Source organism: Pseudomonas sp. HP_12, assembly GCF_055283955.1.
Window position 1 is genome coordinate 81692 of sequence record NZ_JBTOQG010000060.1, and the last position, 12611, is coordinate 94302.

At 57.3% G+C, this 12611-nt stretch carries 13 protein-coding genes and 1 pseudogene; 3 read left to right on the top strand and 11 right to left on the bottom strand.

Features of this window, described 5'->3' with window-relative positions; all coding sequences use genetic code 11:
* Positions 1-14: 14 nt before the first annotated feature.
* The 5 genes from ACYASU_RS24170 to gcvA form a co-directional block, all read right to left on the bottom strand.
* The gene (locus ACYASU_RS24170; RefSeq protein WP_463584338.1) at positions 15-962 is read right to left on the bottom strand and encodes an ABC transporter substrate-binding protein; all 948 of its coding nucleotides are present in this window, start codon (positions 960-962) and stop codon (positions 15-17) included.
* Positions 959-2083 carry an NAD(P)/FAD-dependent oxidoreductase gene (locus ACYASU_RS24175; RefSeq protein ID WP_346631321.1) on the bottom strand — a complete coding sequence of 375 codons (1125 nt, stop codon included), beginning with the start codon at positions 2081-2083 and terminating at the stop codon, positions 959-961. The genes ACYASU_RS24170 and ACYASU_RS24175 overlap by 4 nt, the downstream gene beginning before the upstream one ends.
* A 20-nt stretch (positions 2084-2103) precedes the next feature.
* Positions 2104-3612: a methionine--tRNA ligase gene (locus tag ACYASU_RS24180; protein WP_282365434.1), complete on the bottom strand. Its 1509-nt coding sequence runs from the start codon at positions 3610-3612 to the stop codon at positions 2104-2106.
* Positions 3612-4055 (bottom strand): cupin domain-containing protein, encoded by a 444-nt coding sequence (locus ACYASU_RS24185; RefSeq protein WP_463584339.1) that lies wholly within the window; start codon positions 4053-4055, stop codon positions 3612-3614. The genes ACYASU_RS24180 and ACYASU_RS24185 overlap by 1 nt, the downstream gene beginning before the upstream one ends.
* Positions 4056-4344: 289 nt before the next feature.
* A complete protein-coding gene (gene gcvA / locus ACYASU_RS24190; RefSeq protein ID WP_463584340.1) occupies positions 4345-5253 on the bottom strand; it encodes a transcriptional regulator GcvA in 909 nt (302 codons plus the stop codon).
* 156 nt (positions 5254-5409) lie between these two features.
* Here gcvA and ACYASU_RS24195 point away from each other — a divergent pair, with 156 nt between their 5' ends.
* Positions 5410-6333 (top strand): DMT family transporter, encoded by a 924-nt coding sequence (locus ACYASU_RS24195; RefSeq protein WP_192174564.1) that lies wholly within the window; start codon positions 5410-5412, stop codon positions 6331-6333.
* 178 nt (positions 6334-6511) lie between these two features.
* Entirely contained in the window at positions 6512-7444 is a 933-nt protein-coding gene (locus ACYASU_RS24200; RefSeq protein WP_282365435.1) for a LysR substrate-binding domain-containing protein, read from the top strand.
* A gap of 83 nt (positions 7445-7527) precedes the next feature.
* Here ACYASU_RS24200 and ACYASU_RS24205 read toward each other — a convergent pair whose 3' ends face one another.
* The 6 genes and pseudogenes from ACYASU_RS24205 to ACYASU_RS24230 form a co-directional block, all read right to left on the bottom strand.
* Entirely contained in the window at positions 7528-7926 is a 399-nt protein-coding gene (locus tag ACYASU_RS24205; RefSeq protein WP_463584341.1) for a HipA domain-containing protein, read from the bottom strand.
* A gap of 121 nt (positions 7927-8047) precedes the next feature.
* Positions 8048-8230 (bottom strand): hypothetical protein, encoded by a 183-nt coding sequence (locus ACYASU_RS24210; RefSeq protein WP_463584342.1) that lies wholly within the window; start codon positions 8228-8230, stop codon positions 8048-8050.
* On the bottom strand, positions 8230-8574 hold the full coding sequence (locus ACYASU_RS24215; protein ID WP_463584343.1) for a helix-turn-helix domain-containing protein: 345 nt from the start codon (positions 8572-8574) through the stop codon (positions 8230-8232). Before ACYASU_RS24215 ends, ACYASU_RS24210 begins: the two co-directional genes overlap by 1 nt.
* Positions 8575-9024: 450 nt before the next feature.
* Positions 9025-9534, bottom strand: coding sequence for a methyl-accepting chemotaxis protein (locus tag ACYASU_RS24220; RefSeq protein WP_463584406.1), 510 nt, complete (start codon positions 9532-9534; stop codon positions 9025-9027).
* 30 nt (positions 9535-9564) lie between these two features.
* Positions 9565-10356, bottom strand: a pseudogene (locus ACYASU_RS24225) (PAS domain-containing protein); the annotation flags it as partial.
* A gap of 505 nt (positions 10357-10861) precedes the next feature.
* On the bottom strand, positions 10862-11497 hold the full coding sequence (locus tag ACYASU_RS24230) for an HAD family hydrolase (protein WP_236469186.1): 636 nt from the start codon (positions 11495-11497) through the stop codon (positions 10862-10864).
* A 756-nt stretch (positions 11498-12253) separates the two neighbouring features.
* Here ACYASU_RS24230 and ACYASU_RS24235 point away from each other — a divergent pair.
* On the top strand, positions 12254-12580 hold the full coding sequence (locus ACYASU_RS24235) for a four-helix bundle copper-binding protein (protein WP_374935943.1): 327 nt from the start codon (positions 12254-12256) through the stop codon (positions 12578-12580).
* The last annotated feature ends 31 nt before the right edge of the window (positions 12581-12611 follow it).

Below are 12611 nucleotides of genomic sequence, written 5' to 3' on the forward strand. Positions count from 1 at the left end.
TTGGGCAGGCCCCTTCAACACAGCAGACGCCGCTCATGGACGTGCTCGTCGGTGTAGACCCACAGCGAAACCCGGGCGTGATCGTTCTCCCCGTCGCTGAAACTGACAGGGCCGGCAGGGGTGGCAAATTGATCGAAGCGCAGCGCATCAAGCAGTCCGCGCTGATCAGCGGCGGCTCGGTCGACCAGAGCAAATGCCGCAAGCGTCTCGACGGCGTAAACCGGCGCCTGTTCGGCGTAGATCTGTTGATAAGTCGCATCGAACGACTGCGCCTCAGCCAGATCTCCCGCGATGGGGAAGCTGATGACATACACCGTGCCGGTTTGCGCCATCCCTTCCACCAGCGCAGGAGATGCGGCGTCGTCGGTGAAGAAGATCGGCAATTCACAGCCAGCAGCGCGGTTATCCACAAGGAATTGGCGGCTGGCTCTCAAACGTCCGCAAAACACCAGAGCGTCGGCGTTATTCACATCGTCTACCAGCTCGACGGTGGATAACTGCGCGGCTGCATGCAGCTCCTGCATCTGCTGGCGCCCGTGCAGGCTCGGGTCAGTGAACAAAGCGAGCCGGCGCAGGCCTTCAGATTCGGCAAACTCGATCAACCGTGTGGCAAGGAGTCGGTCAGACGCACAAATGCGGAACGTGGTTTCTCCAGCGCGGGTCAAGGCTGCGCAGGTAGACGCGGGCAAGATCAGCGGAATCCCCGCCTGTGCATAACTTTCCACTGCTGCTGCAGCGGAGTCCGAAGCGAAGTGACCAATCACAGCATCCACTTTCGCGTCGATGAAATGCCTCGCCGCCGCACGGCCGCCCGCTGCGCTCGCGCCGTCATCAAAGTAGAAATGTCGCGCGCGGCGCACGTGGGGAAACAGATGGCTGGACAGGTACACGCCGCGCAAGAAACCACGCGCGTGCAGTGTGGTGCCGACGTCGAGTGCCGCGCAGATACCCAGGCGCATCATGACAAGGCGACCTCGGCAAACCGCGAAGGGCGGAACGCTTCCATGACCGATCTATAAGCCGCATCCATCGACACGCCGGACATCAATCCGCTCAGCTCGAACGCCAGCAGCTCGGCAACATTGGGTGCCATTTTGAAACCGATGCCGCAAAACCCAGTGGCGAGAAACACATGGCTGTTGGCGCTGGAACGGCCGATCAGCGGGCGGCCGTCTTCGGTGTACGCGTCCCAGCCGACCTGTGTGACCACCGGCAAACTGTGGTGCCGGTCGTAGCCCAGACGAGAGACGCGGTCCATGACGTCCAGCTCGTTATCCAGCGGCGACATGTTCAGTTGGTCCGCATGTTCTGCACGCTGGCGCCGCTGGCCGCCCACTTGCACGAGATTGCGTCCCAGCGGCAGCAGGTAGGTATTCAGATGGTGAGCAATGATCGGCATGCTCGGGGCCTGATCGCAGCCGAAGCGCGTGAATGGAATCGTCCGCGCGTGCACGGCATTGTGCGGCCGGGGCAACGGGCCACTGGCGCCACAGGCATCGACGACCCACGTCGCTTCCAGGCACAGCTTGCCAGCATGAACCTGAACATAGCCGTCCAGTTCGACGCAGCGGTCGACAGCCAGGTGATCGAGGTACGTCGCTTTTTCACTGACGTAGCGGCACAGATTCGACACCGTGACGCGGGCATCCACCGTGCCGCCACTGCGTTCGATAAGCAGGCATTCGCCGACACAAAATGGCGAGAAACGCCCGTTATCCAAAGCGTCGACGCAAGCGTGCAACTCAATGCTCTCGGACCCTTCGCTGTCCACCGCTTCCAGGTATTGCCCACACACCTCGGCGCTGGCGATGTAAGCGACGCCACTGCGATTCAGTGCGCTCTCGTAGAGGGCGTGGACGATGCCGGAATTGCCGTGAAGTGATACGCGCCGGGTCAACGGACGCAGCGCGGCGTCCAGCTCCAGACCGCGAACAATGCCGCCGGTGTCCCGCGTAGCGCCCTGGGCGCCAGCGATGCCTTTCTCCATCAGCGCGACGTCGAGGCCGCTTTCGACCAGCGCCGCTGCAATCGAAGCGCCCATGATGCCGGCTCCGATCACGATCACATCAAATGAAGTTTTCATCGTCGTCGCGCGCCTCTCGGTCAGATTTCGTACTCGACCGCACTGACATACACCAGCTGCTGCAGGACTTCGTTTTCAGTGAAGCGGCAATAGCGCAGGATCTGTCTCGCCAGGTCCGGGAACACCGGCGCGCCGATGGCACCGATCAGCGCCATGTACGGCAGAATCCGCTTGCCGAGGGTCTGACGATCACGGGCGGCGTTGATGATGTCCGACAGCAGCACCGCGAGCCCCTTCATGCTGAAGTGATCCACCGACGTCACTTCGAACCAGCGCGCTACCAAAATCTTGAGGGCCGCCGCGTCCGCCGCACTGACTTTCAGGCTGTCGCCGTCCACCCGCTCGCGCTCGGCCTGGGCGGCCAGCTTGACCAGCACCTCGTTGAAGGTTTGCTCACGCCAGGCGGAGAACTTCTCGACATCGAAGTCATCGGTGTCCTGCTCCGGCGCGATCAGCGCCAGATAGAAGCGCGCGCTATCGGTACAGGCGTCTGCCACCAGGTCTCGCGCCCAGATCGCATAGTTGCGGCTGGTGGAAAGGTTCTTGCCGTTCAAGGTCAGGAACTGGTTGGTGTAGAAGGTCTGGCGCATGCGATAGCCGTGCATGGTCTGCAGCAGCGAGGGGTAAACCATCATGTGGCTGAAGGCGCAGTCATAACCCAGAAAGTGCACCAGCCGACCTTTGCCGGAGCGGCAGTATTCGTCGTACTCCCACGGCGCAAGCTTGTGTTCGTTCAGGTATTCGCGAAAGGCCGCCAGGTAACCGGACAGGCCCATGACCCAGGTATGTATGCGCCGGCTGCCATCCGGCTTGAGATCCAGCCCGCCGTCGTGGGGCCGGGTGATGCCCCAGTCCACCGGACCGATTTCGAATTCCTCCTCCAGGAAACGGCGGATGAAAGGCCGCAGCGGCGCATGTTCGAACGAGCTTTTGAGGTGGTTGCGAAAATTCGACAGCGCCAGAAATTCACGCTCAATGGGACGCCAGATCATGGGCGTCGCACATAACTTGCAGCGGAAGTTGCTCATCTTCGAGGCATTGGGCGTGTGCGCGCACTCTTCGCACTGGCTGGCATCCGAGTCCGAGCCACAGTGATCGCAGTTACCCCGGCCAAATGCTTCGTAACCCCACTTGTCACAGTGTTCGCAGTACGGTTCCTGGCTGACCTTTTTGTAAATGGCCCCCGCCTTCACCGCGTACTCGTACATCTCCTCGACGGCGTTCTTGAAGTAACTGTTGCGATCCGGGCGCATCCAGAAGTCCACCTGGATGCCCATCTTCTTCAGCGTGTCGTTGATTTTGTCAGTGTTTTCCAGCGCCAGCGCTTGAGGCGCACGGTCCAGTTCGATACCTCGACGCAACATGTAGGACTGATAGTCATCGGAGTATGAAACGAGGGTGCAATCGTGGCCGCGTTGACGTTGGGCACGGGTGTAGATATCTGCCGCGAGAAAAGGCCCCGCCATATGACCAATATGCAAATCACCATTTGGCGTCGGCGGCGTGATCGTGACGAGTAACTTGCCCATCACGACGCCCTCTGATCGGACACGTCATGAATGGTCGCTTTGTGCAGGGCGAACTCATCGGCAGCCATTGCCTGCTGGGCATCTTCATCGAGGAAGCGGTTGGCGGAGTCACGGTCCCACCACACGACGTAGAAGTGGAAGTCTTCGTCGGTGTCGTTGAACACATAGTGATCGGTGTGTTTGGGAATGGCGGCGATGTCACCCATGGTGAACGGGTACGTCTGATCCCCCACAATCAACTGGGCGGTGCCTTTGATGCCGATAAAGAATTCCTGGTCTATCTGCGTATGCGACAAGGATTTGGTGTGCGGGCGCACGACGCACCAGCCACCACCAATGGGCGTCGGATAGCCGTTCCACGGCAGTAACCTCGCGCCATCCAGGTCATATTCATGAACCAGTTTGTCCCACGCCATCGGGCGAAAAATATCGAAATCAGTCATGAGGGTTTCCTTCAGCCAGAGCATCCTGCTCGCTGTTTTATCGGCGCCAGACTGAGCTGACGGGCACGTGCCAGTTAAGGGACAAACTGAAGAAAAGCGCGCGACGGGGCAAACTAGAAATCCGCAATCAGCGGTTAAGTTTGACTTAACGGGCCTTGGCTTAATTGTTTTGATAATCAGCGAGTTGCCTGGTTTTAAAGGCGTGGGTGTATCACCCGTGGACACTGAAGCAGGACTTAACTGCCTTGATAACTAGCCAACGCGGGGGGCAGGTATACGTGAGCGCGAACTATCGCGTGGTGAATTCACGCTGACTGGCGTTGGCCTGGGACAGCAGCCAGTCCCGAAATAGTTTGCTGGATTTGGGAAGAATGGCCGTCTCGTCATACACCAGGTAGTAGGCGATGGGCGTGTCGATCGTCGCGCGAAACGGCACGACCAAACGACCAGACGCCAGCTCTTCCCGAATCAGCGAACGGCGCACCAGCGCAATGCCCATCCCCGCCAGCGCTGCCTCGATGACGCCGTTGGAATCCACGAACACCGATCCTTTGTGAACAGCGGCCTCGCCGTCTTCAATACCCACTGCACGGAGCCACAACGCCCAGTCCTCGCGGTGTTCGTCGTGCAAGAGGTTGTAGCTTTTCAAGTCAATGGGCGAGGAAAGATACCGGGAATCCGGCAGCAGAGAGGGGCTGCAGACAGGCTGCAGTCGGTCGTTGATCAGCATCTCCACTTCCAGACCGGGGTAACGCCCGAGGCCGTGGCGCACGGCGAAGTCGACGCCGTCGCCGAGCAAATCAACCAGCCGGTTGGTGGTGCTGATCAGCACCTCGATGCCGGGGCAGATGGCCTGGAAATCAGGCAGGCGGGGCAGCAGCCATTGCATCGCAAAGCCGCTGGTGCAGCTGACAGTGATTGTATTGGGGCCGTTGTCGCTCATCAGACGCTGGGTGGCGTCGGATATCTGCCCGAGCGCGGGACGAATGGCCCGCAGGTAGATCTTGCCCTCGGCAGTCAGCTCCAGGCGCTTGGTGTTGCGGATGAACAGCGTGACGCCCACGGCTTTTTCGAGCTTGACGATCTGTTGGCTAATGGCCGCAGGGGTTACGAACAGCTCACCTGCCGCGCCTTTCATGCTGGCGTGGCGCCCCGTCGCTTCAAAACACAACAGCGCGTGCAGGGGCGGGAATTTCATGCCTGACCTCGATTAAGAAAATCTAATGTGCTTAAGAAAAGCTCGCTTGAGCACCACCCCAGACACTGCTCAAATCATCACACCCTGACTCGACGAGCGTCAATCAACAACTTTTCGGTCAGCGGATCGGCGATACGGATCAAGAAAGGAAGCGCAATGAAAGTCTCCGACTATGTTCGACTGATTGTTCTGGCTGCCATCTGGGGAGCCAGTTTTCTGTTCATGCGCGTCGCTGCCCCCGTATTGGGCGCGTTGCCTACCGCCTTCTTCCGCGTGTTGCTCGGCGCCATTGGCTTAATGGTGATTCTGGCCATTTTAAGAACCCGGCATGAGTTCAACGGCAAGTTCAAATCCACCTTGATCCTGGGCATCATCAATTCCGGCATTCCGTTTTTGATGTACAGCATGGCGGCCTTGCTATTACCCGCAGGTTATTCCGCCATCTTGAATGCGACGACACCATTGATGGGCGTGTTGATAGGCTCAGTGTTTTTCAATGATTCGCTGACACCCAAAAAAGCGGTTGGCGTATTTCTCGGTTTGCTGGGGATAACGTTGCTGACCACGACAGGCCCGGTGACTTTCACCACGTCGGTGGTCATGGGCGCAATTGCTTGCCTGGTCGCGACCAGTTGCTACGGCGCCGCAGGATTCCTGACCCGTCAGTGGATCGGCGACCGGGGAGGCCTGGACGCGAAACTCGTGGCGTTCGGCAGCCAGATTGGCGCGACGCTGTTTCTGCTGCCCTTCTTCGCCGTCTCCGCGACCGTCAACCCGCCGGCCACCTGGGGCGACTCAACCGTGTGGCTGTCCCTGGCAGCCGTCGGTTTCGTGTGCACGGCCTGCGCTTACATTTTGTACTTCCGCCTGATCGCCGATATCGGCCCGGTCCGCTCGCTGACCGTCACTTTCCTGATTCCGCCATTTGGCGTCCTTTGGGGCGTGATGTTCCTCGGTGAAAAGGTCTCCGCCGGACACCTTTACGGCGGCGGTCTCATCTGCCTGGCGGTCTGGTTCGTGTTGAGCCAAAGCAAGCCGAAGCCGGCACCTGTTCCTCAAGACCGCGCCGCCACAACCTGACAGCAACGTTATCCACAACTGTTTTCGGCGCCGGGTAAATACCCGGCAGGGCCCGGCTGCGCCTGAAATATCCAAGCTCGGGTGATAAGAACGCTTTGGGGATTCATCCGATGGCAGCTCCAACACGCTTTTCCGTCACCTGGCGCACTGGCAGCACTCTCATGGCGAGGTATGCAGGATGAGCAGAGCGATCCCATTGATAGCCCTCCGCACGTTCGTTGAGGTGTGCAAGGCCGGGAGCATGAAACGTGCAGCGGACCAGCTGTGTGTCTCACCGGCCGCCATCAGCCAGCAGATCAAAGGGCTGGAAGACCAGATCGGCAGGCGGCTGTTCGAGCGAGACGCCAAGGGCATCCAGCTTACCCCTTCCGGACGCAGCCTGTTCGACGAGCTCGCCGGCACCTTTGACGTCATCGAAAAAGCCTGGTCGCGCGCTGCACTCAAGGCGCCACGTCAGACGCGCCTGGTGATCAGCACGACGTCCACCATCGCAAGTTCGTGGCTGATCCCGGCACTGGGTGGTTTCAAGGAGCGTTGCCCCAACGTCGAAATCTCGATTCAGATTTGTAACGGTCTTTCGGAGCTAAAGCACGGCCATGTGGATATCTGCATCCAGCGCGAGATGGCCGCCAGTTGTGAAAACCACGCCACGCACTTGTGGTCGTCCTACTTGATCCCCGTGTGCAGCCCGCATCTGCTCAGCACCCAGCGCAATATCGAGAGCCCGCAGGATTGCCTGACCTTCCCGCTGTTGCAGGACACCGAGCGCAACTACTGGAAGGTCTGGATGAACGCCTTCGGCATGAGCAATCGCAAGATGATTCAGGGTTCCAGCTATGGCGACGAGTCCCTGTTGATCAGTGCGGCCTGTGCGGGTCAAGGGATCGCACTGGTCAACAGCGTGTTCGCGTCCGAGGCCCTGCAAAGCAAACGGCTGGTGCAGGTGACCAATGCCACGGCGGAGCTCAAGTTCGACTATTTCGTCTATTGCGCGAAAGAGCGGCGGGAAGAATGGGCGATTGCTGAGTTCATGAAATGGGCTGTGCAGCAGGCGGGCAAGACAGCGAAGGGGCATGCCCGGGAGATTGAAAGCGCGAGCCAGGTGGCTTGATTCACGAGGCTCGGCGGGTGGGTTTCACTGGGTCATACGTGTTGAGCTGACGGCGTCGCATGCCATGTGCAGATCTGTGCCCCTTAGCCATTTGCCGTAATGAGCTTTGAGCTCATCTTCCCAATTCGAGCGGCCAATGCGTTGTAGCACCTGCGTTTGAACAGCTCTTGCAGGTCCTCGTCCGGGACTCCTCTGCGTCGCATCTCGTCTGCCACCGATGCATACCGCCAGTCGCGGTGGTGCGGTTCGTTCCAGTCTGAATCGAGCAAAGTGAGTGCGCTCAGCATTGGAATGCGATGGGCGCCGTCCGCAATAGAAGTACGGTCAAAGCGTTCGACCAACAAGGTAGAGGGTTGCCCAGCGTACAACCCGGTGTTTGCGACGTGCATGCCCTTGGAAGCGGCGAAGGTCATGCAGGCAAATTCGATGGAGGGGAAATCATACTCATCAAACCGGTCACGGGGCTTGGCCAGGATCAACATGCCTTTGTCTTGCAGCGTTCGCTTGGGCCTGGCTCCACCGAGGGACGAACGCTGCTGCCTTATGTTTAGCGTTACGAGCGATTCGGCATCCAGCTGCCTGTCGTAAACCCCTTCACAGGCTTCAATGAATTTCGCCAGACCTTTGAGCGTGGGTATAGTTGATGGGATCTGGCACCCATCCACCCCGTTTCACGTGATCAGGCGCATAAAAAAACTCACCCACCGCGCCTTTGAGCGTCAATCTGCCGAGCGTCACCACGTCTTTGGTCTTGGGGTCTTCCATATAGATATAGGCGCGAGACATCAAAAGTCCTCCGACTTGGGTTTCGCCAACCGCACCCGTCGCGCTGCGAGGCCGTCCTTCGCATCTTCGTCGCCGCCATAGCGAGTGATTTCAGACGTTTTTTCAATCCCGTCCAATGGCGCGAAAACCTGGTCGCTCAAGCCCAGGCGCCATAGCACCAGCATGAATGATCGCAAGTCGACCCGTTCCGAGCCGTTTTCGATCTTGCGTAGCGTGTGCGCGGAGATGCCGATCGAGCTTGTGAGATCAGCTTGGCGCAAGCCTGCTGATAAGCGTCGGGCCTTTACCAGCAGCGCGATTCTAGCAAGGCTGTCGGCGCACGTGACGGGGAAGAAGTCAGTCATAACACTCACCTGGGTTTACCTTAACTGACTTAAGGTAAACCCAGGTGAGTATTAGCGCGACGTGAAGGTCAATTAATACGCACTTAAATGCGTTTTAGGCTGCCTAAAGCTTACTGTGGTGAGTTTTATGTGTGGGTGCCCACGACTCGCACGACTGTCCGTCGGCTTATGAATCTGCGATCCGCCGCTGACTTGCGCTGCGAAAGCACCTTGAACGTTCGTTCCGGACATCATAGAACAGCTGTGTGGCCTGTTCGCCAGTCACAGCCTTCTGTTCGTGCCTGCTCGATCCGGCTGAATAGCGAGTCACACTCATCCTCAAGCCTGGGGCGGTCGATCTTATGCAGATCGTTTATGGACTGCTTGAGAGCATCGAGCATAAGGATCACCTGGATCGCGCTTTACCTTGGGGTCACTGAGAAGTGCAGACGTGAAGCATTGCAGCAATCATTATTGCCCGGCTTGACCCGAGAACTGCTCAACGGCGACCACAACACTGTTGGCACCTTGCTGAATGTCCTTGATCACCTCGTCCGCCTCACTGGCGAAATCCAGCGCCGCCCCGGCCTGCTGCCTGCTTTTTCCGATCATGGTCACAGCGCTGGACGCCAGAACCTGATTGTTTTTCACGACCTCGAAGATCTCCGCCGTCGCCTTAGTGGTTCGAAGGGCCAGGTTTCTGACCTCGTCGGCGACCACAGCAAAACCGCGGCCCTGTTCCCCGGCACGTGCGGCTTCGATCGCTGCGTTCAAGGCCAACAGATTGGTCTGGTCCGCGATGCTGCCGATGGTTTTGACAATGGTGCCGATTGCCTGGCTTTGGGCATCAAGGGCTTCGATGCCATGGGCAGCATCTTCCATCAACGCCGAAAGCGTATTGAGGGTCGTCACGGTGTTCTGGATGACTTCGCGACCTTGCTCCGCGCTGGCGTTGGTTCGAACCGAAGTGCCGTGGGCCATGCCGGCTGCTTCGGATACAGCGCGCTCACGGGTGACCTGGTCGGTGATAACGGTGGCTATTTTGGCAATCTTGTACAGCTTGCCATTGGCATCCACGATTGGATTGTAGGAAGCCTCCAGCCATACCTCGTTGCCATGTTTATCCACTCGGCAAAACCTTCCCGCGACATAGGATGCCTGTCTAAGGGTCTGCCAAAACCGATCATATTCTTCCGACTGAGCGTCGGATGGCATGCAAAAGATTCGGTGGTGCTTGCCCAGGATTTGGGGAAGCGTATAGCCCATAGCGCTCAGAAAATTCTGATTGGCTGTCAGCACGACTCCGTCCAGGGAGAACTCGATAACGGCAGTGGAGCGCATCAACGCTCCCACCAGCGCTTCGTTCTCCCTTGAGGCTTCAATGGTTCGTGTGAGCACGCTGGAATACATAACGATCCGTTCGACACGCCCACTCTCACCCGCGAAAGGTATAACCATTGCTCGTAGCCAGACGTGTCGACCGTCGTGGCTGCACAGGCGCAAGGTACCGCTGTAATGCTTGCCTTCGGCGATTGCATCCAATGCGCGCCGCTGATGGACGTCGCCCTGCAGTTCAGAGGGACTGAACTCACGCAGGGTACGCCCGGACAATTCAGCCTGGGTGAATCCCAACTCTTTCTCGAACTGAGCATTCACCTCCAGGATGACGCCTCCCGCATCCAGAGTGACGGACACGGTTTCGAGATCCAGAGTTGCCTTAACCTGCTCCAGGGCTCCCAGCTGTTTTTCCAATTGCTGGATTCTATTTTTCAACCGGGTATTGAACATGAGGGGCGCTCGCATTGACTTGAGAAGCTATCGACGCGGCGAGGGAAACCTTGAGCAACATGGCCATCATACTGATGGCTGGTACAGATCAAGCATTTAATCCAGCGTGTAGGCCCTCCTTTGCCTACACGGTAACAACCTGCGACTGCTCTGAAGCTCAATTGTTCTCCAACAACATAGTTTGTCCGATCGCTCCTGTAATCGTTGGCCGAAACGCCAAAGCTAGTGTGCTCCGTATTCAACATAGTTTGTCACCGGCGAGCCCCCTTTACGAATAGTCGTGCTAGATGGAACAACATAGTTTGTCACGCCAATGGACTTGGCGAACGTTCACCTAGGACCTGATTCCCGTAAATCAACGCTGGCGCGAGCGAATTGAACCCTTCTCTGGTAGGCACGCTCGACCGGATCGCGGAGGCAATGGTGGAGTCATCCCGGAAATTCCGATCCGTGCCGTGCCCGGGCTGTAATGAACTGGGGCGTTGTGGGACGGATGCCATCTATTGTGGCTTGGCGAAAGTTACTCACGGCTCCGCAAGAGTTCGTCCGCGAAAGTGCGTAGCGTCCTATATCCCCCGCTTCCTTGCCTATCTAGGTAGAAGCCACGAATACCGAATGCGGTAGGACCATCACAATCACATCGCTTCGAGTCTCCCACCATCCACGCTTCGTGAGGTGATGCGCGCACGAGCTGCGTAGCGCGTTTATAGATTTCCTTTGAAGGCTTGATAGCCCCGATCGCAAAGCTGTAAGCGTAACCATCAAGCGTCGGATAAAGCCTCTTGATCGCAGCCGCATAAGGTTTCGCAAGATTTGAACATACAACTACCTTTATCCCTGCGGCCTGTAGAGCTGCTACCGCAGCTAGGCCATCAGGGTAGGCCTCAATCCTAGCCAACTCGTCATGAAGACCGGCCTCCAGCTGGTCCATTAAGATGGGCTCGACCCGGATGCCGAAAAAATCGGCAGCTTCCCTAAGGTCCATTGGTGCGGACATCAGGACCTCCGCGTCATTGGCTCCAGGTCGCCGGCCTTGCTCAATGCCAAGCTGTAATATTTTGCGGTAAGGGCGGGTGCCTGCCGTAATCTGTAGCAATGTGCCGAAGGCGTCAAAAATAGCAGTCGTAATAGGCATAAAGGAAACCTCAGTGAACATGATCCGCCATATTTATCTACGGCTTCCATCCTCCTCGTCTGCGGGGGGCGGGGCAAATGTAAGCCAAGCGAAGCCCCTTCATCGCAGGGGTAGTCAGTCAAGGGTTATGCTCGTGTATAGTCTAAGATGCCATGCATTGCAGCCCGTAGATCGATGTACGCCATCTATGACATTCCATTGGACGTTCCACACTTCACTTCTTTGTTATCTGTCGATAATTCCTATTTCTTAAACCTACCATCCCTTCATCACAGCAGGGTAAGTACTCCCGATCACATACCGTCGACTTTGGGTAATCCCATAATGCTTTTTTCCAGAGGCATGGTTTGAAAGCAGCGCTTCAGATGCTTTGCCATCAACCAAGCACCTACTCTGGGGAGGTCGGTCACACACCTTTAGGGAACATCGGAAGCTCCAATGGCTGGTGATAAAATAGGTTATTTTTTAAAAGAACCTGATAGCCTCGTTTCGTATCAACTCCAACTTGCGTTAGATTCACCCTTCTTATCACCCATCCACGGTGGGATGGCGACATAAGAAACATGCTCATCACCTGCCAGCGGTATCGACCACGATGCTGGCCTGATGGAGCTGGAACGCTCGTTCACCTGTACGGGGTGTTTGCGCGCTAGAACGCAACCTTACAGAAATGTCATAAAAATAAAGAAACCGCCTCTTGGATGAGCAGGTCGAGATGATTTGACGGGATTTTTCCTCCGTCAAGTCTCAATCGACCTGTCCACTAGGAGATGCCTGATGAATCAGTCCTTCGATAGCTGCATCGCAGCTTGTCTATCCTGCGCCGCTGCTTGCGATACCTGCGCTTCCGCCTGCTTGGGCGAAGATAACGTTAAAATGATGGCGCAATGCATCAAGCTTGACCTTGATTGTGCAGACCTTTGTCGCCTGGCAGCTGTTTTCATGGCACGAAATAGTCCGTTCGCAGCTGAGCTTTGTAAGCTATGTGCCCAAGCGTGCCGAGATTGCGCTGCTGAATGTTCCAGACATTCTCACGACCACTGCCAAGCGTGTGCCAGCGCTTGCAATCAGTGTGCTCATGAGTGCGAAGGAATGGCCGCTTAACGTGAAGCGAACCAATCTTCTTCCCATATTA